Origin of the sequence: Rhodococcus sp. BH5 (assembly GCF_027583855.1) — a bacterium.
In the GTDB taxonomy this organism is placed as follows: Bacteria; Actinomycetota; Actinomycetes; order Mycobacteriales; family Mycobacteriaceae; genus Rhodococcus_F; species Rhodococcus_F qingshengii.
This window is the reverse complement of sequence record NZ_JAJHVW010000002.1, coordinates 451,548-470,831: the sequence shown is the minus strand read 5'-3', so window position 1 is coordinate 470,831 and position 19,284 is coordinate 451,548. Positions and strand designations below refer to the sequence as shown.

At 62.9% G+C, this 19,284-nt stretch carries 16 protein-coding genes; 9 read left to right on the top strand and 7 right to left on the bottom strand.

The annotated features are described in order from the left end of the window. The first annotated feature begins 129 nt into the window (after positions 1 to 129). Both RhoBH5_RS08540 and RhoBH5_RS08535 read left to right on the top strand, forming a co-directional pair. A complete protein-coding gene (locus RhoBH5_RS08540) occupies positions 130 to 786 on the top strand; it encodes a TetR/AcrR family transcriptional regulator (RefSeq protein WP_007733534.1) in 657 nt (218 codons plus the stop codon). After that, positions 783 to 1,409: a TetR/AcrR family transcriptional regulator gene (locus RhoBH5_RS08535; protein ID WP_270008156.1), complete on the top strand. Its 627-nt coding sequence runs from the start codon at positions 783 to 785 to the stop codon at positions 1,407 to 1,409. Before RhoBH5_RS08540 ends, RhoBH5_RS08535 begins: the two co-directional genes overlap by 4 nt. A gap of 4 nt (positions 1,410 to 1,413) precedes the next feature. Here RhoBH5_RS08535 and RhoBH5_RS08530 read toward each other — a convergent pair whose 3' ends face one another. Next, positions 1,414 to 2,592, bottom strand: coding sequence for an acyl-CoA dehydrogenase family protein (locus RhoBH5_RS08530; protein WP_047271188.1), 1,179 nt, complete (start codon positions 2,590 to 2,592; stop codon positions 1,414 to 1,416). 187 nt (positions 2,593 to 2,779) lie between these two features. Here RhoBH5_RS08530 and RhoBH5_RS08525 point away from each other — a divergent pair, with 187 nt between their 5' ends. Beyond that, a complete protein-coding gene (locus RhoBH5_RS08525; RefSeq protein WP_270008155.1) occupies positions 2,780 to 4,501 on the top strand; it encodes an FUSC family protein in 1,722 nt (573 codons plus the stop codon). Here the strand turns inward: RhoBH5_RS08525 and RhoBH5_RS08520 are convergent. Then, the gene (locus RhoBH5_RS08520; RefSeq protein WP_073512661.1) at positions 4,477 to 5,439 is read right to left on the bottom strand and encodes a sigma-70 family RNA polymerase sigma factor; all 963 of its coding nucleotides are present in this window, start codon (positions 5,437 to 5,439) and stop codon (positions 4,477 to 4,479) included. The genes RhoBH5_RS08525 and RhoBH5_RS08520 overlap by 25 nt on opposite strands. A 277-nt stretch (positions 5,440 to 5,716) precedes the next feature. Between RhoBH5_RS08520 and RhoBH5_RS08515 the strand changes: the two genes are divergently transcribed. Genes RhoBH5_RS08515 through RhoBH5_RS08490 form a run of 6 tightly spaced genes read left to right on the top strand, consistent with a single transcriptional unit; the run spans position 5,717 to position 12,098 of the window. Continuing rightward, positions 5,717 to 6,796 (top strand): ABC transporter substrate-binding protein, encoded by a 1,080-nt coding sequence (locus RhoBH5_RS08515; RefSeq protein ID WP_050654732.1) that lies wholly within the window; start codon positions 5,717 to 5,719, stop codon positions 6,794 to 6,796. Next, positions 6,793 to 7,614 (top strand): ABC transporter ATP-binding protein, encoded by an 822-nt coding sequence (locus RhoBH5_RS08510; RefSeq protein WP_003940477.1) that lies wholly within the window; start codon positions 6,793 to 6,795, stop codon positions 7,612 to 7,614. The genes RhoBH5_RS08515 and RhoBH5_RS08510 overlap by 4 nt, the downstream gene beginning before the upstream one ends. Continuing rightward, the gene (locus RhoBH5_RS08505) at positions 7,607 to 8,479 is read left to right on the top strand and encodes an ABC transporter permease (protein WP_050654731.1); all 873 of its coding nucleotides are present in this window, start codon (positions 7,607 to 7,609) and stop codon (positions 8,477 to 8,479) included. Before RhoBH5_RS08510 ends, RhoBH5_RS08505 begins: the two co-directional genes overlap by 8 nt. A 31-nt stretch (positions 8,480 to 8,510) precedes the next feature. Then, positions 8,511 to 9,857, top strand: a complete 1,347-nt coding sequence (locus RhoBH5_RS08500) for an LLM class flavin-dependent oxidoreductase (RefSeq protein WP_270008154.1) — start codon at positions 8,511 to 8,513, stop codon at positions 9,855 to 9,857. Next, positions 9,854 to 11,098: an MFS transporter gene (locus RhoBH5_RS08495; protein WP_270008153.1), complete on the top strand. Its 1,245-nt coding sequence runs from the start codon at positions 9,854 to 9,856 to the stop codon at positions 11,096 to 11,098. The genes RhoBH5_RS08500 and RhoBH5_RS08495 overlap by 4 nt, the downstream gene beginning before the upstream one ends. A gap of 13 nt (positions 11,099 to 11,111) precedes the next feature. Next, on the top strand, positions 11,112 to 12,098 hold the full coding sequence (locus RhoBH5_RS08490) for an LLM class F420-dependent oxidoreductase (RefSeq protein ID WP_050654730.1): 987 nt from the start codon (positions 11,112 to 11,114) through the stop codon (positions 12,096 to 12,098). A gap of 9 nt (positions 12,099 to 12,107) precedes the next feature. Here the strand turns inward: RhoBH5_RS08490 and RhoBH5_RS08485 are convergent, their stop codons facing one another. The 5 genes from RhoBH5_RS08485 to RhoBH5_RS08465 all read right to left on the bottom strand — a co-directional run bounded on the left by RhoBH5_RS08485 (position 12,108) and on the right by RhoBH5_RS08465 (position 19,131). Then, positions 12,108 to 12,770 carry a DUF3239 domain-containing protein gene (locus RhoBH5_RS08485; RefSeq protein WP_007733514.1) on the bottom strand — a complete coding sequence of 221 codons (663 nt, stop codon included), beginning with the start codon at positions 12,768 to 12,770 and terminating at the stop codon, positions 12,108 to 12,110. A gap of 74 nt (positions 12,771 to 12,844) precedes the next feature. Then, entirely contained in the window at positions 12,845 to 14,923 is a 2,079-nt protein-coding gene (locus tag RhoBH5_RS08480) for a hypothetical protein (protein WP_058037814.1), read from the bottom strand. 102 nt (positions 14,924 to 15,025) lie between these two features. Then, complete coding sequence (locus RhoBH5_RS08475; protein ID WP_003940219.1) at positions 15,026 to 16,684, bottom strand: DNA repair helicase XPB; 1,659 nt, start codon at positions 16,682 to 16,684, stop codon at positions 15,026 to 15,028. A 180-nt stretch (positions 16,685 to 16,864) separates the two neighbouring features. Beyond that, on the bottom strand, positions 16,865 to 17,941 hold the full coding sequence (locus tag RhoBH5_RS08470) for an alcohol dehydrogenase catalytic domain-containing protein (protein ID WP_050654728.1): 1,077 nt from the start codon (positions 17,939 to 17,941) through the stop codon (positions 16,865 to 16,867). Then, positions 17,938 to 19,131: an LLM class flavin-dependent oxidoreductase gene (locus RhoBH5_RS08465; protein WP_270008152.1), complete on the bottom strand. Its 1,194-nt coding sequence runs from the start codon at positions 19,129 to 19,131 to the stop codon at positions 17,938 to 17,940. The genes RhoBH5_RS08470 and RhoBH5_RS08465 overlap by 4 nt, the downstream gene beginning before the upstream one ends. Positions 19,132 to 19,284 lie beyond the last annotated feature (153 nt).

Sequence of the window (19,284 nt, the reverse complement as noted above, 5' to 3'; positions counted from 1 at the left end):
TCAAGTGATGTCAACAGCGGTTGATGTCAGAATTCAACTGATTGACATCGGGCGATGTCAGTTCGCTTGCGGAGGTCGCCGCGATAACCTGAGGTCGAGAGCGCTGCCGGTCAGTGAGAACATGGGGACATGACGGATACCGAGGCTCGGCGCACCGGCCCGCGCAGGTGGCGTGGGCAGGAACCGGAAGATCGCCGCGCCGCGCGCCGGACACAGCTGATCGAAGCCGGGTTGCAGATCATGGGTACCGAGGGAGCGGCCGCCGCGACCATGCGTGCGACCTGCCGCGAGGCCGCGCTGACCGAACGGTACTTCTACGAGAGCTTCGCCAACCGTGACGAACTGCTGGTCGCCGTGCTCGACGAGGTCGTTCTCGGTGCGCGTGACACTATTCTGGACGCTCTCGAGGCGGCGCCTTCCGAACCGTCGGCCCTGATCCGCCACGTGGTGAAGGCCTTCACCAACTACGTATTCAAAGATCCTCGACGTGGACGCATCATGTTCGTCGAATCCCAGGCGGAACCTGCGCTGTGGGATCGAGGGCGAGAATTGATGGCGGAGTTCACGAATCCGATTTCCGCGTCGCTCGAGCTGATGTACGGCGGCGAGGCAACCGACTCCGCGAACTCCGAACTCAATTCGGTGGGGCTGTTCGGTGCCCTCGCGTTCATCTATCAGGCGCACACCCCGTCCTCCAAGATCTCTCGAAAGCGTTTGGTGGAGCACATTTCGCTCATGGTCGAGGCGCAGGCGACGGTCAACAGCACGCCCGCGAGAAAAGAATGACGTCCGCGTCGGCCACAGGCGGAAGGCGTCTCGGTCCCGAAGACCGGCGTGAGCAGATCATTGTCAGCGCGGCAAAGGTTTTCGAGGAGAAGTCTTTTGCCGACGTCTCGATGACCGAGTTGGCCAAGGCGGCTGGGGTCGGACGTCCGCTGCTCAATCATTACTTCGGCTCCAAGCGGGAGTTGTATCTCGACGTCGTGCGGCGGTTCGTCTTCATTCCCGAAGTGGCGGTGGACCGCATTCCGCGATCGGCGAGCCAGGAGAAGCGGATCGGCGCCGTGATCGATCGGTGGCTCGACGTCGCCTGGCGTCATCGCGACATGTGGATCTCGACAGTCATGTCCGACGACCTCCGCCGTGATCCCGAGATGGATCGGATCCTGCAGGATGCTGACGACGTTGCTGCGCGACGCATGATGGATGCGCTCGAGATTCGACCGAGTGAAGGCAGCGAGGCTGCTGTTCATTCGATGATCGTGGCGTACGGAGGCTTGGCGAAGGCTGCCAGTAAGCAGTGGTTGGTGACGGGAGCGCTCGACCGCGAACAGGTGCACCTTCTGCTGGTACGCAGTTTGTTCGCCATCGTGCGTGACGTTCTGCCGGCGTGCGAGGCGGATTCCTGATTGCTCAGAGTGATCTCGCCACGAGGTCCTTCATGACTTCGTTCGATCCGGCGTAGATTCGCTGAATACGAGCGTCGGCATACATCTGAGCGATGGGATATTCGAGTATGTAGCCGTACCCGCCGTGTAGTTGCACGCAGCGGTCGATCACGGCGCACTGCTGATCGGTGAGCCAGTACTTGGCCATCGCGGCGGTAGTCGCATCGAGCTGCCCGGCAAGGTATTTGACGATGCAGTCGTCGATGAACGTTCGTGAGATACGAGCGATGGACGCGCACTCGGCAAGTTCGAAGCGCGTGTTCTGCAGATCGAAGAGCTTTTGCCCGAACATGTTTCGGGATTTGGTGTACTCGACGGTGAGGGCGACTGCACGCTCCATTGCCGCAGTGGCTGCAACTCCGCAGATCAATCGTTCGGGCAGTAGCTGCTGCATCAGCTGGGCAAACCCTGTGCCTTCGCGGTCCCCGAGCAGGTTTGTTGCAGGCACCCGCAAGCGGTCGAAGAACAGCTCGGTGGTGTCCTGGCCCTTCTGTCCGACCTTCTCGAGTATTCGCCCGCGCTCGAAACCCGGTGTGTTGTCATCGACCTCGGCCACGATGAGCGACACTCCACGCGCTCCGAGGCTGGGATCGGTCTTGGCGGCAATGATCACCAGATCACAATTGCGACCGTTGGAGATGAAGGTCTTTGCGCCGCTGATCAGATAGTCGTCACCGTCGCGGACGGCTCGGGTGGTGATGTTCTGCAAGTCGGATCCGGTGCCGGGCTCGGTCATGGCGATTGCGCCCACCCACTCGCCACTCACCAGCTTCGGTAGCCAGCGCAGTTTGTGCTCGTGATCGGCGTAGGCATTGAGGTAGTGCGGCACGATTCCCGAGTGCACGCCGAGTTGGAGTGAATGATCACCCGCCATGACCTGCTCGTGGAACAGCACGGCGTCGTGCGCGAAAGTTCCTCCTCCGCCGCCGTACTCGGTGGGGATCGACATGCCGGCGAGCCCGAGCGCCCCGAGTTCTCGATATGCGGATTTGTCGGGAAAACCTTGGGACGCGAAGCGTTTCTGATGCGGTGTGACGTGTTTGGCGAAGAAGTTCCTTGCCAGGTCGGCCACGGCCTCCAATTCGTCGTCCATCCACGGGGACCGTCGTTCTGCGGTCCGGGTTGCGGTAGATCCTTGCGTCATCGTGATTCTCCCGATCGATGAAGTGCGACCCGCGAGCGGATCCGACTCCACCTATCATCCACACTGTTGACATAGTGTCAATAAAGGGGTGGTCGAATCGACCTCCGGACCCGCCTCGAATTCCACGTCGGCCGCCCGCAAGAATGGGAGGACACAGACACGAACAGGCCGGCGCGAAGGATGGGCAGTGGACCCCGAAGAAACATCAGCGGGTCACGAGTCCAACCTCCCGGCTCCGCGGCCGGCGCGCAGCGTCCTGTTCGGATTGCCGCCGGTGGGAAACAGGTACCCCGGAGCGGTTCGCGTCGCCCTAGCCCTGGCGATTCCGGCGGCCATCGCCACACTGCTCGGATTCGGGTCTGCTTCGCTCCTGGTCGGCCTCGGTGCATTTGCATCGATCTACGGTGAGGGTCGTCCGTACCGGAGCAGGTGGAAGGCAGTCGGTATCGCTGCGACGGCGCTGACGATCCTGTCCTTCGTCGGGGCATCGGTTGGTGAGCCCGTCCACCGAGCCATCGCTGAGGGAGCGCCGACGGTGCTGCTGGTCTTTGTCGTGCTGATCATGGCCGTCGTGGTGTCGACCTGCGCCTTCACCGTCGACGCGCTTCGATTGGGTCCACCGGGCGCGTTCTTTCTGTTGCTCACCACCGAGATCAGTTCCGTGATCGCCACTCCCGGTCAGCCGCCGGTCGAGGTCGCGATGTGGACGGCAATCGGTGGGATCAGCGCGGTGGTCGTCTCGATGACGGGAATCCTGTGGGCACCGAGAGCTGTCGAACGCAGCGCTGTACAGGCAGCCGTCTCGGCCGTTGCGGAGTACACGGACGCTCAGGCGAGGTACGCCCCACCCGAACTCACGCGAGACAAACGCCACGCTGCAGCACTTCGGCTGCACGACGCGTGGCAGTGCCTTTACCGCGGCGCAATCGTCGGGAAAGACCACCCGTTGACCCGTGAACTCGAACGAGCGCAGATCTCGATGGCCAGAGCGATCTCCGACGACCACGATCCGGAGCTCATGGCGGACCCCGCGTTCGACGTCGACGAGGTCGGGGCCCACCCGCCTCTGCCCGACCCGACGATCCGATATCGGTTCCTCCGCGCCTGCAATCCGTCCAGCCGAGCGTCGGTGACGGCACTTCGGCTGTCCATTGCCTGTATGGCGGCGGGAACCCTCACCGTCCTGCTCGGCATCGATCGCCCGGACTGGGCGGTGATCGCCGCGGCGATGGTCCTTCATCAAGGACCGGATCGAATACTGGGCACCTATCGCGGAATCCACCGCATCGGTGGGACCGTCCTCGGGTTGATTCTGTTGGGTGCCATCTACTCCTGGAGTCCGACCGGTCTGTGGTTGGTGGCGGTACTTGCAGTCCTGATGGCGGGGATCGAGCTGTTCCTGGTGCGGAATTACGGGATAGCCGTCATCTTCATCACCGCCCTCGCGATTCTCCTCGGCGCGGCCGGTGGTGCGCACGGGACCGTCCGACATCTGATCCTCAGCCGCATGCTCGAGACGGCAATCGGCGTCGTCGTGGCGTTGGTGGTCCTGTGGACGGTGGGGCGCGGTGCGCATCGACGCACTCTGATCTGGGTCGACGAACGGGCGAGTAGCGTCCTGTTCAAGCTGCTGACCGAACTTCGCGCGAGGCACTATGCACCACAGGCGAATTGGTCGGAGCTTTCGGAGCTTCGACGGGACCTGGACTTCGAACTGCGAGGTAGCGCGATGGCCGGGATCGACGCCGCCCACAACGAACCCGAGTGGGCGTCGCAGCAGTGGAGGACGCACACCGAATTGCACCATCTGGGATCGGATGTACTGCACCGACTGTGGTTCGGCACGCAGGTGTCCAGATCACACCTCGAGGAATGGGAGTCTCGCTACTTGCGTTCGGGTTCGGTGTGATCGAGCATCGGCACAGCGCTGAACTTGGCTGGATTCGCAATGTCGTAGGCTGCGCACACAACTCCGTCGCGGACAGTGAAGCCGGCAACGCGAGCGGCGAACTGCGGGTACTGGTCGTCCCCCGGTGAGCCGGCGAATACACCGCCGAGCTGTCCGTTGACGAGAACCGGTGACATCGAGAACACCGCTGCCGGTCCGTACTTGCGGGCCAATCCCAGATAGAACCGCGCGACACGATCGCTGCCGCGCACAATGTTGACAGCCGTGCGGGTAGTTCCGCCTGCGTCACCGATCAGGACGGCATCGGGATCGAGCGCACCTATCACGGCGTTCAGATCTCCACTCGCGATAGCCGTCACCAATCGCTCGACGGCAGCAGCATGCTCCTCGCTACTGACCGGGACCGGCGCCGACGCTGCGGCTTTACGGGCCCGCGAGGCCAACTGACGGGCAGTGGCTACTTCGATGTCGAGGATGCGCGCAACCTCGGCGAAGGGCACGTCGAAGCCGTCATGCAGGACGAAGGCAACGCGTTGAGCGGGAGTAAGGGTGTCCAGGACGACGAGGGCAGCAAAACGATTCTGTTCCTGCGTCACGACGTACTCCAGCGGATCGGGTGTCGCTGAGGGTGTGCCCGCGGTGGCGTCGACGGGCGTGACGATCGGCTCCGGAAGCCACTGTCCGACATAGCTTTCTCGTCTGACCGCGGCCGATTTGAGATGATCGAGGCAGATTCGGCCGACAACTGTGGTGAGCCATCCGCGCAGTTCGCGGATCTGCAATTCGTCGCCTCGCGTGTTTTCGGCAACTTGAAGCCGTATCCACGCTTCCTGCACCGCATCCTGAGCGTCGCTGAAACTTCCGGTGAGACGGTAGGCCACCGACGTCAGGTGGCCACGGTGTTGCTCGAAGTCCTGCGCAGTCGTCGGCGAAAGCATGCCCTCATGATACGGACCTCACACATTAAATCCGGCATGAATGTAACCGTTGACCCAGGTAGTGGGTGCCGACGTATGGTTTCGGCACTGCTCACGGCTCGATCCTGTCTGCACATTCATTGGAGTCTCACGTGTTTCGGTCTTTCCCGCTCATGTCGCTCAACTGTTGTCGTTGAACTGACATTCCCCACACCTGCCTGTGCCGAGCGCCGCACACGGCGCTCCGGACAGGTGTAGCCGAGAACTGAACCAATCATCTTCTACAGGAAGCAACTTCATGATTCGCCCTCGTTTCGCGCGCTCGGTAGCCGCGGTCGTCGCTCTTGTCACTCTGTCCAGTTTTGCCGTTGCCTGCTCGGGCTCCTCCGACGAAGTGGTCAAGACCGCCGACGGCAAGACCGTCCTGCGGTACGAGGGCAGCACCGGACAGGTCATCTACCCCGAACTGGCCGCTGACCTCGGCTACTTCAACGACGTGGAGCTCAACTGGATCGGCGATACGACCAGCGGCCCTCAGAGCATTCAGAACGCAGCGACCGGTCAAACCGAGTTCGGCGGAGCGTTCAACGGGGCGGTGGTGAAGTTGGCTTCCGCGGGTTCACCGATCACCTCGGTCATCGGGTACTACGGCTCCGACAAGGAGAGCTTCAACGGGTACTACGTACTCGACGACAGTCCGATCAAATCGGCGAAGGACCTGATCGGCAAGAAGGTCGGGATGAACACCCTCGGTGCGCACCACGAGTTCGTCGTCCGTGAATGGCTTGCGCGGCAGGGACTTACGCCGGACGAGATCAAGCAGGTGGAATTGATCGTCGTTCCGCCGGTCAACACGGAACAAGCGTTGCGGCAGGGACAGATCGACGTCGCCACCCTCGGCTCGGTCTTCCGTGACTCCGCGCTAGAACGTGGTGGCCTTCGTGAGCTGTTCACGGACGAATCGTTGTTCGGCTCGTTCACCTACGGCACGTTGGTGTTCCGTGACGACTACATCGCGCAGAACAAGGAGGCGGTCGCCGATTTCGTGCAGGGAACAGCGAGGGCCATCCGCTGGACGCAGACACACCCACGAGAAGAAGTGGTCGCGAAGCTGACGTCGATCATCAACAGCCGCGGACGCAACGAGGACACCAAGCTCATCAGCTACTGGAAGAGCCCGGGGGTCGCCGGTCCAGGCGGAACGATCACCGATGCCGAGATCAGCACGTGGATCGACTGGCTCACCCGTAACGGCGAACTCGAAGAAGGAAAGTTGAAGCCGTCGGACATCTACACGAACGAATTCAACCCGTACGCCAACGGAACGTATTCACCCGACAGCGGCGCTGACGGACAGGCACTGGAGGCAGCAAAATGAGCACAGAACCGAAACTACGGCTCGAGCACGTCACCAAACAGTTCGACATTCGTGGGACCGACGAAGTTTTCACCGCGGTCGAGGACATCAACATCGACGTGGCGCCGGGGGAGTTCCTGGTCCTCGTCGGGCCGAGTGGTTGCGGCAAGTCGACTCTGCTGGACCTCCTCGGAGGACTCAGTTCGCCCACTTCCGGTCGAATCCTTCTGGACGGCAAGCAGATCACGGGCCCAGGCTTGGATCGGGGAATCGTCTTCCAGCAATACGCGCTGCTTCCATGGCGAACTGCACGTCACAACATCGAGTTCGGACTCGAAGCGAAGGGCGTGAAGAAGAGCGAGCGACGCGAGCTCGCCGAGCATTACCTCGAACTGGTCGGTCTGCAAGGTTTCGCGGATCGCTATCCGCACGAGTTGTCCGGTGGAATGAAGCAGCGAGTCGCGATCGCCCGCAGCCTGGCATTCGACCCCGAAGTGTTGCTGATGGACGAACCATTTGCAGCGCTGGACGCACAGACGCGAGAGTCGCTGCAGGACGAGCTTCTGCGCATCTGGAAGGCCACCGGCAAGACGATCCTGTTCATCACCCACGGAATCGACGAGGCCATCTACCTCGGGCAACGTGTTGCAGTACTGACTTCGCGCCCGGGGCGCGTCAAGACGATCGTCGACATCGACATCGACCGGTCCGGCGACGACGTGCGATCAGGTGAGGAGTTCCGTGTGTTCCGGCACCGGATCTGGACGCTGCTGCACGGTGAAGTCGAGCGCGCTCGGGCCGGCGAACTCGATCCTGCCAAGGAGGTTGCACATGTCTAGCGCATTGGCGACGCCGGAGGTGGTCGCCACCCCGAAACCGTTGGCCGACAAAACACCTGACGTTGCGCAGCGGAGCCAGGCCGGCGGCAAGGCGGCGCGCTACATTGGTTCCACCGCCTGGCGGATTGCCAAGCCGTCGATTGCGATCGCGATCTTCCTCGGGATCTGGGAAGCGGCACCTCGGCTCGGGCTGGTGGACAAGGTCTTCCTCCCGCCCTTCACCGAAGTTGTGTCCGCATTCTTCACCCTCGCCGAGAACGGACAATTGCAAGAGCATGTTTCCGCCAGTCTGACGCGTGCGCTGACCGGCTTCTTCGTGGCCATCGCGATCGCGATTCCGTTGGGAATTGCGATCGCCTGGTACCGCCCGGTCTCCGACTTCCTCAACCCGATTCTCGAATTGTTCCGCAACACAGCAGCCTTGGCGCTGCTTCCCGTCTTCGTGCTGATTCTCGGAATCGGTGAGGAATCGAAGATCGCCCTGGTGATCTACGCCTGCACCTTCCCGATCCTGCTCAACACCATTTCGGGTGTGCGCACGGTCGATCCGCTGCTGATCAAGTCCGCTGCCTCGCTGGGGTTCTCCTCGATTCGGCTGTTTCAGAAGGTGGTTCTGCCCGCCGCTGTTCCCACGATCTTCACGGGTATCCGCATGGCAGCCGCGTCGTCGATTCTCGTGCTGATCGCCGCCGAAATGGTCGGGGCCAAAGCCGGTCTCGGGTATCTGATCACCGCTTCACAACTCAACTTCCAGATCCCGAACATGTACGCGGGCATCGTCGCGATCTCGTTGTTGGGTCTGACAATCAACGCGATTCTGGTCCTGATCGAACGTCGGCTCTCGCGCTGGCGCGTCACCACCTGACCACACATTCACGGAAAGATTCTGCGAACTCATGTCCGAACGACAATTTCATCTGAACGCCTTCCTGATGGGCGTCGGCCATCATGAGGCGGCGTGGCGCCACCCACGCACAAACGCGGCCAACCTCCTGGACGTCAAGCACTTCCAGGAATTGGGGAGAATCGCCGAGCGTGGAAAGCTGGACTCGGTGTTCTTCGCCGACGGTCTAGCAGTCGGCCCGCGGGTCAAGTACAACACCCAGGCGATCTTCGAACCCGTCACCTTGCTGTCGGCGATCGCTGCGGCCACCGACAAGGTGGGACTGATTGCAACCGCGTCGACCAGTTACAGCGATCCGTACACTCTCGCAAGGAAGTTCGCTTCCCTCGATCACATCAGTGGTGGACGAGGCGGGTGGAACATCGTGACGTCGGCCGGCGCCGACGAGGCCGCGAACTTCGGCTTCGATGCGGTACCGACGCACAGCGGTCGTTACGAGCGCGCCGAGGAGTTTCTCGACGTGACGCTCGGACTCTGGGACAGCTGGGAAGAGGGGGCAGTTGTCCTGGACGAAGAGACCGGAATCTTCGCCGATCCTGATCGTGTCCATCGCATCGACCATGACGGTCAACGATTCACGGTGGCTGGCCCGCTCAATTCGCCGAGGTCTCCACAGGGACGTCCGTTGCTCGTGCAAGCCGGTTCCTCCGAGAGCGGTAAGGACTTCGCGGCGAAGTATGCCGAGGCCGTGTTCACCGCTCAACGAACACTCGAGCAGGGGCAGGATTTCTACACCGACCTCAAAGCGCGGCTGATCAAGTACGGGCGTAGTCCCGACGAGATCAAGGTGCTGCCAGGCATCGTTCCCTTCATCGCGGATACGGAAGAAGAAGCCAAGGCACTGGAGCAGTCGTTCACGGATCTCATCTCACCTGAGTACTCGCTGCGCCAACTCTCGAACATGGTGGGCGTCGACCTCACCGAGCATTCGCTGGATGCCCCGTTGCCCCCGTTGCCGGACATCGATCGCATCCAAGGAAACAAGAGTCGATACCAGCTCGTCAAAGACCTTGCGGAGAGCGAAAACCTCACCGTCCGTGAACTGATCGGCAAACTCGGCGGTGGCCGTGGGCATCGGACATTTGCCGGGACACCGGAGCAGGTCGCGGACGAGTTGACCGAATGGTTCGACAAGGGCGCCGCGGACGGCTTCAACATCATGCCGCCCTATCTGCCCGGAGGGCTCGAGGTGTTCGTCGACCGGGTCGTGCCGATTCTGCAGGCGCGTGGGCTCTTCCGGACCGAATACACGGAATCCACCCTGCGGGGTCACTACGGCCTCGATCGTCCGGCGAATCGGTTCTCGCGGGCCGCTGACGCGGCAGAAGTGAGCGCGTGACGGAAACACTGCCCAAGGAACAGCCGGCGATTGCCGGTCTCAAGCCACTGGTCACAACGGTTTTCGTACCGGCGGCCATCTTCGGGATCGGTCAGGGTGCGGCTGCCCCCATCATGGCCGTCACCGCGCGCGACCTGGGTGCCTCGGTTGCCGTCGCCGGCCTGATCGTTGCACTCGGTGGTTTGGGCGCCGTACTCGGTGACCTCCCCGCCGGCAGGATCGTGTCGCGTTTCGGTGAGCGTAGGTCGATCATCGGCGGAAGTTCCTTGGGTGCAACAGGAGTGGTGATCTGTCTCCTTGCACAGACTCCGTGGATGCTCGGTATCGGCGCACTGTTGACCGGATTGGCGAATGCGGTGTGGGGCCTTGCGCGGCAGAGCTACCTCGCCGAGACCGTGCCACTCGGTCTACGGGCCCGAGCAATGTCGTCGTTCGCTGCGATGTGGCGGTTGGGTTTCTTCCTGGGACCGCTCATCGGGGCCGGCGTGATTCTCCTGGTGGGAGCGCGCGGAGGATTCCTTGTCCAGTTGGTGGGCGTCGTGCTCGCCGGGGCGCTGATGGCCCGCGTTCCCGACCCGCCACGAAAGGTGCAGGCAGGCAACAGCGATCACGGACACGTTACGCTCCCGGAGATCCTTCGCCGTCATCGTGCCGCTCTGTCGACGCTCGGGACAGGCTCCCTTCTGATGGGCGCCGCCCGCGCTTCGCGTGAGGCCGTTCTTCCATTGTGGGCATTGCACCTCGGATTGGATGCAGCCCAGGTGAGTGTGATCTTCGGTATCGGTGCGGCCGTGGACCTGCTGTGCTCGTACCCGGCCGGACACATCATGGACCGATACGGCCGCAGGCTGGTCGCGGTGCCTTCGCTGACGGTGATCGGTGTGTCGTACCTACTGTTGCCGTTCTCGACGGGTGCAGTGGGATTGACCGTGGTCGCTGTCGTGATGGGGATCGGCAACGGGATCGGCAACGGGCTGGGCAACGGCGTGATCATGACCCTCGGTGCCGATATCGCCCCGCCCGAAGAACGCGCCGAGTTCCTCGCTGCATGGCGATTGACTCACGACACCGGCATGTTCGGTGGGCCGCTCGCGATCGGTCTACTCGCCGCGGTGCTCCCACTCGGGTGGGCATTCGCCGCTCTGGGCGCGACGTCGTTCGCCGGCGCGGCGATGATGTTCCGCTTCATTCCGGTCTACTCTCCGCGGGTGTCACCCCGGTCGCGCGTCGGGAAACTGTAGGTAGGCTCGCTACATGCGATTCGGACTGTTCGTACCTCAAGGCTGGCGTCTGGACCTGGTCGGCATCGACCCCGCGAAGCAGTGGGAGGTGATGCGAGACTTCACGCTGCGCGCGGAGGCAGGGCCGTGGGAGTCGGTGTGGGTCTACGACCACTTCCACACCGTTCCCCAGCCGACGGAAGAAGCGACTCACGAGGCGTGGACGTTGATGGCCGCACTCGGTGCGTCGACCTCGCGTATCCGACTGGGCCAGATGTGTACCGCCATGAGTTACCGAAACCCGGCGTACCTCGCCAAGGTCGCCGCGACCACCGATCTCATCACGGGTGGACGCGTCGAGATGGGCATCGGCGGCGGTTGGTACGAGCAGGAGTGGCGTGCGTACGGCTACGGTTTCCCCTCTGCCGGTGAGCGTCTGGGCCGCCTCGACGAAGGAATCCAGATCATGCAGCAGGCGTGGTCGACCGGCAGTTCGACGCTCGACGGCAAGTACTACCAGGTCGACGGAGCGCTGTGCCGTCCACTTCCGTTGCAAGAGGGCGGAATTCCCATCTGGGTTGCCGGTGGCGGCGAGAAGGTCACACTCAAGATCGCGGCCAAGTACGCGCAGTACACGAACTTCGACGGCACCCCGGCCGGCTTCGCGCACAAGTCCGAGATCCTGAAGAAGCACTGCGACACCGTCGGTACCGATTTCGACGCCATCGTCCGTTCGGCCAACTACAACGTGGCCATCGGCGCGACGGAATCCGAGGTGGCTCAGCGGTTGGAGACACTGAAGGCCCGACTGACGCCGTTGGTCGGCGAAGCTGCCGCCGATGCGTCGCTCGATGCGTTCCGCGGAATGCCCGCCGTGGGTACGCCCGAGCAGATCATCGAGAACCTGTCGGCGCTCGAGGCGCAGGGACTCGAGTACGGAATCTTCTACTTCCCCGAGGCCGCGTACGACACGTCGGGAATCGAGATGTTCGAGAAGGAAGTGCTGCCCGCGCTCGCGTAACCGTTTGGACTAGCGCAGCGAGTCAGGAAGATCGGCCGGGTTGATCAGAACCCGGCGATCGGGGTGGGTGCGAACTTCTTCGGAATCGGGAATCCGGCTCTGCAGGAAGTTCCACTCGCTCGCACTGACAGCAGCGATCGCGCGTGCCAGCACTGCCGAGTCCTTGGTCCCCCACTCGATCGGCATGGGACTGACCATCTGCCACGTGTCAGCCTTGCTGCGGGTGGAACGATCCGAACGCAGTGCGACCGACGGAATGCGGTCGCCGACTCGCCACTTCGGATTGAGTCGAACGTTGCGGCTGACGAGCGCGTACTGCGGTGCTCCGGCCGCAGGCTTCGCGATGTCGATCAATGCCGTCAAGGTCGCCGCTCGAGGGTGAACCTCGGTGACGATCGCGGGAACCAGTGGGTTGTCCGCATACAGAGATTCGACGCTTCCCACCTTGCGAGGTGCCCACACGGCAACCCACAGGGAACTGGCCGCACCGATGGCGAGGACTGCGCCGATGATGATGGACCACACCTCGCCCATGCTGATCAACCAGGCCCCGACCGCGGCGAGGACGATCGCGAAGATCACCGCAGAAATCTGCAGGCGGCGTACATCGGCCAGTGTGTCGTTGACCGACTTGGCGTGAGCCTTGTCGACGGTGAACTGGAAGTCAGCCACGAAAAATTCCTTCGGGTGGTGCCGGACGATCTAGGACCGGCCCCCGATCTCCCGGGGACCGTCCACCAGCGTAGCTAGTTTCGCGCGCGCTCCCACATCTGCAGGTAAGCCTCGGCGCCACGGCTCATGTCCTCGATGATCGTGTCGCCGTCGGCGCCCGCAGCAATACGCATGTCCGCGATCCAGTCGGGAATCATCCCGTACTGGGCAACGCCGTCGGTGTTCACGTCGAAAACCCGGGTGCCGGCGCGCTGCTGGTCCATGACCGTGCCGTCGAAGGCGGTGTACGGATATTGCAGCGGATTTTCTGCGGCGTCGCCGCGCGGTGCGGCCTGCGGCCCGAAGCCGTTGGTGTCGGCGCCGTAGCCGAAACCGAAGTAGTAGTTCTCGCTTCGCATCGCCCGTGCGTCCCGCCACTGGTCGATGAACCCACGCTCTTCGGGCTTTTCGTCCGATGCGTCGAGTTGTCCGGCGTACAGGGCGACAAATCCGCCGAGTGCGTAGATCCGCTTGTACAGGCTCGGGTCGCTCCAGCTGTGACTGGAAACGACGCCGGAGTAATTCGCAGCTTCGAGAATATCGAGAGCCGCTTCGGCGGTCTTGACGCTCATGTGATCGATGTCCACGATCATCCCTCGGTCCATCAAACCTCGGATCGTGTACGCGCCGAGGTCGGTCAGGCCGTGCGAATTGCATTGCGGACCAGAGGGGTACACCGGAAGCGTCACTCCGGGTGGGAGTACCGCGAGAAGATTCTGTGCGCCGTCGACCTTGGTGGGCAGCACATTGTCCTCGGCAACGCCGGTGCATGGTTCCGACTGCCAGAACTCCCCGGTGCCCAGGTAGTTGCCGATGTTGACGGCCACTCCGGTGACGCCGCCGTCGAAACGGGCACCGCCGAGGGCGTTGTCGAACTTGTGCGTGACGATCATCTGCCGGACACCGAGGTCGTACAACTCGTCCAGGCCGCGGTCGATGTCGTCCTCGGTGCACTGCGGAATACCGTTGCGCACAGAGCAACCGAAGGGTTCGGACACCTCCACCCCGAGGGTGACGGCCAGCTTTCCGTCGGCGGCCACCTGCCTGGCCTGTTCAGGGGAGCTCACGATGCGGAACCAACCCCGGCCGGGACCGCCATACTGGGCGTCGATGTAGTCCTGGAGTTCGCGTGTCTGCTGCGCCTGGATCCGGACGGTCTCCATCTCGTCACAGGGATTTCGTTTACTCGGATACAGCTCGCACAGGACACGGTTGGCGACAAAGAGGTTGGTGAAGATTCGCAGACCGCCACGCCAGGCCCGCTCGACCCACTTGTAGTACGTCTGCTCGTGTGTCAGTGAATCGTGCGCCGGCCAGTCGGTGAAACTCGGCCAGCCGGTGGTGTCGTGAGTTTCGAAGGGATTGCCGTACGACAGAACGTTTTCGAGGAGCGCCGGTATCCCGTCGGGTTGATGGTCCGGGCAGTCGACGAGCGCTGCGGTGACGCCCTGAGGATCGAAAGGTCGGCCGCAGTGCAGGTTTCCGCCCATGAACTCGGAAGCATTCATGTGCACGTGTGTGTCGATGAATCCGGTGACTTCACCGTTCGGTCCGATTTCTCCCGGAACGCCGTTTGCGCCCACCTCCGCTTCGGGGAAGTCGGCGCAGCCGTCGCGCGGGATCAGCGTGAACGCAGATTCGGGAACGTCACCGGGATCGGACATCGTGAGCATCAAATCTCGCGAGATCAGTTGTCGGCCGTTCGAGGTCGCTGTCAGAACGAAGGACTCGCCAGTGGACATCACGGTCCAGTCGGTGGACGGAGTTGCTTCGGAAGTGGCGAGCACCGAGTCTGCGCCGTCGTGCGAGAGCATCGACCCGTCCGGGCCGTACAGCATGAATCGACCCAACTGGGCCGCATGTAGCCGGAACGGTTCGGCGTCTGCGGCTTTCGTTACGTCGGTGAGGTACGCCGACCCGTCACGACGGACGAAATCACCAGACTCGGTGCGCAGCGCGAAGCAACCGTTCGCAAGTGCGTACACCGAGTTCTGCGCAGTAGGAGCAGGACTCGGTGCCGCGGCGCTGACGCCGGTCGTGGCGACGACGACGGCGGCAGTCAGCAGCGAGATGGTTCCGGCGAGCCGACCCCGTAGACGTGGAACTGAGCGCATGGTGCTGGTGACCCCCGGCCGATGGACACGACTGTGACAGGGGACACTCTACAGATAACTGGACGTATGTCCATTTGTTTCTGAAACGTGTTGCAGAAATGCTCAGCCGATCGCAGGTCCGAGCAGGTCATCGGCGTCGGTGATCCGGTAGGCGTAGCCCTGTTCGGCGAGGAATCGCTGACGATGTGCCGCATACTCCGCATCGAGAGTGTCGCGCGAGACCACCGAATAGAAGTGAGCCTGACCGCCGTCGTGCTTGGGTCGCAGTAGGCGTCCGAGTCGCTGCGCTTCTTCCTGTCTCGACCCGAAGGTTCCCGAAACCTGCACGGCGACAGACGCCTCCGGAAGGTCGATCGAGAAGTTCGCGACCTTACTCACCACCAGCGTCTGGATCTCACCGTTACGGAACTGATCGAAGAGGATCTCGCGTTCCTTGTTCTTGGTGGATCCCTTGATCACCGGGGCGTTCAGGGCTTCGCCGAGTTCGTCGAGCTGATCGAGATACGCACCGATCACCAAAGTCGGAGAATCGGGGTGCTTGGCCAGGATCGACTTCACGACCGCAATTTTCGTGTGAGCCGTCGAGCACAGTTTGTAGCGCTCCTCCGGTTCGGCGACGGCATAGGACATGCGCTCGGCGTCCGTCATCGTCACTCGCACCTCGACGCAGTCGGCCGGCGCGATCCAGCCCTGCGCTTCGATGTCCTTCCACGGAGCGTCGTAGCGCTTGGGGCCGATGAGCGAGAAGACGTCGCCTTCGCGGCCGTCCTCACGAACCAGCGTTGCGGTCAGGCCGAGACGGCGGCGCGACTGCAGATCTGCCGTCATCCGGAAGACGGGCGCGGGCAGCAAGTGGACCTCGTCGTAGATCACCAGTCCCCAGTCGCGGGAGTCGAAAAGTTCGAGGTGCTTGTACTCGCCCTTCGTGCGACGTGTGATCACCTGGTAGGTCGCGATCGTGACCGGCCGAATCTCCTTGCGCTCGCCGGAGTATTCGCCGATTTCTTCCTCGGTCAACGATGTACGCGCGATCAACTCACGCTTCCACTGACGACCGGCAACGGTATTGGTGACGAGGATGAGGGTGGTGGCCTTGGCCTTTGCCATCGCTGCGGCGCCCACCATCGTCTTGCCGGCGCCACACGGCAGCACGACGACGCCCGAGCCGCCGGCCCAGAACGAATCCGCTGCCATCTGCTGGTAGTCGCGCAGTTCCCAGTGGCCCTCTTCGAAAGCGAGATCGATCGGGTGCGCTTCGCCGTCCACGTAGCCGGCGAGGTCCTCGGCCGGCCAGCCCACCTTGAGCAGCATCTGCTTGAGGCGGCCGCGTTCGCTCGGGTGGACGATCACGGTGTCGTCGTCGACCTTCTCACCGAGCATCGGCGAGATCTTCTTGTGTCGCATCACCTCGGTGAGGACTGCGCGGTCGAGGCTGACCAGGATGAGGCCGTGCACCGGGCTCTTGACCAGCTGTAAGCGTCCGTACCTGGCCATCGTGTCGACGATGTCGACCAGCAGCGGTTGTGGAACCGCGAATCGTGAGTATGACACGAGCGCGTCGACAACCTGCTCGGCGTCGTGTCCGGCGGCGCGGGCATTCCACAAGGCCAGGGGAGTGATGCGATACGTGTGGACGTGTTCGGGGGCCCGTTCGAGTTCCGCGAAGGGGGCGATTGCCTGCCTGGCATCGCCGGCGCGCTCGTGGTCGACCTCCAACAGCAGCGTCTTGTCGGATTGGACGATCAACGGTCCGTCGGTCACGGAATCCTCCTAGTGAAGCAAACGCGGCAGCCACAGAGCGTTGCGCCGCGTTGTCGGCTGACGCCAACCCTGCCATTGTCCTGGTATCGGGGCGCAGACGCCAACAGGCGACGCTCGCACAGCCCGAAGTAGAGGTGCCCGAGTGCGAGCACCCCTACGTCAACAGGGCAGGATCGACCGCTATTCCGGGAGGCCCGCGGGTAGCACGAGGATCTTCACGTGTTCGTCGGGTGCGCGCAGAGCTGCGAAAGCGTCCGAGACTCCATCCAGACCGACCCTGCCGGTGATGATCGCTTCGGCGTCGATCTCGCCGTCGGCGAGCCTCTGCAGGGTGATGTCGTAGGCATTCTCGTAAGGACCGTGACCGAAATTGATCGAGATCCTCCGGAACTGCCCGACGACGGGAATGATCGTCTCGTCGCCGAACGGCGCAGCCAGAACCTGAATCCGCGAGTTGAACGGCAGAGTGTGCATCAGTTCTCCGATGACTCCCGCCCGCCCGCTGCATTCGTAGGCGATCAGAACTCCGTTCGCGGCCTGGCCGACAAGCTGGTTGCCTTCGGCGATCATTCGATTCCACAGTTCGATCGGATCCTGCTCGGCCGGATCGACGACGATGTCCGCGCCCATCTTCGCGGCGAGCTCGCGTCGTTTGGGGGAGGGCTCCGACGCGATGACGATCTGCGCTCCGCGCGCTTTCGCGGCGACGATGGCGCCCAGTCCGATCGTTCCGCAACCGATGACGAGCGCCGAATCGGCCGAGGTGAGGCCGGACTGTTGGAGGTGCATCTCGCCGACGTGGAGAGGTTCGGCAAGTGTGGCGTGCTCGAGTGACAGGTGGTCGGGAACTTTGCGGACCCAGAACCCGTCGACGACGATGTGATCGCCGAACGCGCCGTGGTACTCGTTCGAGTAGCCGATGATCGTCGGGATCCCGGTAGCGGTGTCGGTGGCCAAGCCGATGCCGGCCACCCGATCGCCGATCGCGAAATCGTCTACTGCAGAACCGGTCTCGGAGACGATACCCGCGTATTCGTGCCCCAGCACCACTGGCGCGTCCGGATCGAAGGTGGCGAGCGGGTAGCCCCCGTCGTGCGCGACCTGAACGAAGCGGCACGGGTCCTTCGACATGCTCAGGTCACTGCCGCAGATCCCGCAAGCGACGACGTCGATGCGGATCTGATGGGGTGCCAACGGCGGCGGGTCGGCGATCTCGGTGACCGCGAATTCTCCCTGCTGGAAACGGACGGCCCTCATGCGCGCACGGCTCCCGTCTCGGCCGGCTGGCCGTAGTAGTCGGTATGGGCTTTGGTGATCGCTCCGACCAGCCCGCCGATCAGGTACTCGCGATTGTCCTCGGCGAACTGCATGCTCGCCTGACGCCCCACATTTCGCTTCCGGAAGTGCGGGACCACCTCGGAGGCGAACAATTCGTAGCTGCGTTTGGTGTCCTCCCAGCTCGCCATGTCGACGTGAAGGATCAAGAACGTGCCGAACCCTCCCGTCTTCTCGATCAGACGCTCGATCTGTGCGATCGCATCTTCGGGGGTACCGATGATCGCCTGACCGAACTCGCCGAGCGTGTCGTTGCGCCACTGATCGATGACTCCGGCCGGTGTATCTGCCCAGGCCGGGTTCTGGCCGGTCTGTCGATTCACGTAGGAAGCCATCGATTCGATCCGTCGGCTCACGGCGCGCTCGGCCTCCGCTCGGGTCTCGGCGATGAACATCGGATTGACCACACGCCACGTCGCTCGGTCGGCGCGGTGGCCGTGTTCGGCCGAGACCTTCTCGTACACATCCCAGTTGCGATCCAGTGCGTCGAAGCCGCTGGGTGAACTCGCGGCCAATGAGAGCAGGGAGAGGCCGTTCTTGCCTGCGAGCGCCGAACCGTTGGGGGAAATCGTGGACGCTGTCACTGTCTCGATGCCGTCCGCGCGGTAGGTGGGCAGCTGTGCGCGTGCGTCACGCAACGTGAACCAGTCGGTTTCCATGTTGACGACCTCGCCGCGAAGCAACGCGAGAATGGCCTCGAGCGCTTCGCCCTGGCGACGACGCTGGTCCGACGGGTTGATGCCCATCATGTGCGCATCGAGGGGGATCTTGCCCGGGCCGGTGCCGAAGATGAGTCGTCCGCGCGTCTGCAGATCGAGCTGAGTGATGCGGTCGGCCGTGATCAACGGGTGGTGATAGGGCAGAGACGTCACGCCTGTGCCGAACTGGATGCGCTCGGTTCGCTCTGCGGCGGCCGCGATGAACATGTCCGGGGCAGGCACGATCTCGGTGCCGGTCGAATGATGCTCACCCATCCACGCTTCTTCGAATCCGAGGTGGTCCAGGTGTGTCATGAGGTCGATATCGCGTCTGAGTTGCAGGGCGGGATCGGCGTCGAGCGGATGGTACGGGGCGAGGAAGGCTCCGAAGCGGATGGACGATGCGGACCACACGATGACAACTCCTGTCGACAGGGGAGTGATTTGGATCACTCGCTCTGATCGAGATGTCTAACATGGATCACCTGATCCAATAAGTTGAGCCTCCCGCACAGTGGGAGATTTGTAATCACCTGTAGTTCAACGTTATCTGGTGCAATGACGTCG

What these genes read in the sequence shown, in the direction of transcription:
- RhoBH5_RS08490 (WP_050654730.1), top strand. Translation starts at nt 11,112, where the DNA reads ATGCGATTCGGACTGTTCGTACCTCAAGGCTGGCGTCTGGACCTGGTC.
- RhoBH5_RS08470 (WP_050654728.1), bottom strand. Translation starts at nt 17,941, where the DNA reads ATGAGGGCCGTCCGTTTCCAGCAGGGAGAATTCGCGGTCACCGAGATC.
- RhoBH5_RS08540 (WP_007733534.1), top strand. Translation starts at nt 130, where the DNA reads ATGACGGATACCGAGGCTCGGCGCACCGGCCCGCGCAGGTGGCGTGGG.
- RhoBH5_RS08520 (WP_073512661.1), bottom strand. Translation starts at nt 5,439, where the DNA reads ATGCTTTCGCCGACGACTGCGCAGGACTTCGAGCAACACCGTGGCCAC.
- RhoBH5_RS08530 (WP_047271188.1), bottom strand. Translation starts at nt 2,592, where the DNA reads ATGACGCAAGGATCTACCGCAACCCGGACCGCAGAACGACGGTCCCCG.
- RhoBH5_RS08515 (WP_050654732.1), top strand. Translation starts at nt 5,717, where the DNA reads ATGATTCGCCCTCGTTTCGCGCGCTCGGTAGCCGCGGTCGTCGCTCTT.
- RhoBH5_RS08510 (WP_003940477.1), top strand. Translation starts at nt 6,793, where the DNA reads ATGAGCACAGAACCGAAACTACGGCTCGAGCACGTCACCAAACAGTTC.
- RhoBH5_RS08500 (WP_270008154.1), top strand. Translation starts at nt 8,511, where the DNA reads ATGTCCGAACGACAATTTCATCTGAACGCCTTCCTGATGGGCGTCGGC.
- RhoBH5_RS08480 (WP_058037814.1), bottom strand. Translation starts at nt 14,923, where the DNA reads ATGCGCTCAGTTCCACGTCTACGGGGTCGGCTCGCCGGAACCATCTCG.
- RhoBH5_RS08505 (WP_050654731.1), top strand. Translation starts at nt 7,607, where the DNA reads ATGTCTAGCGCATTGGCGACGCCGGAGGTGGTCGCCACCCCGAAACCG.
- RhoBH5_RS08535 (WP_270008156.1), top strand. Translation starts at nt 783, where the DNA reads ATGACGTCCGCGTCGGCCACAGGCGGAAGGCGTCTCGGTCCCGAAGAC.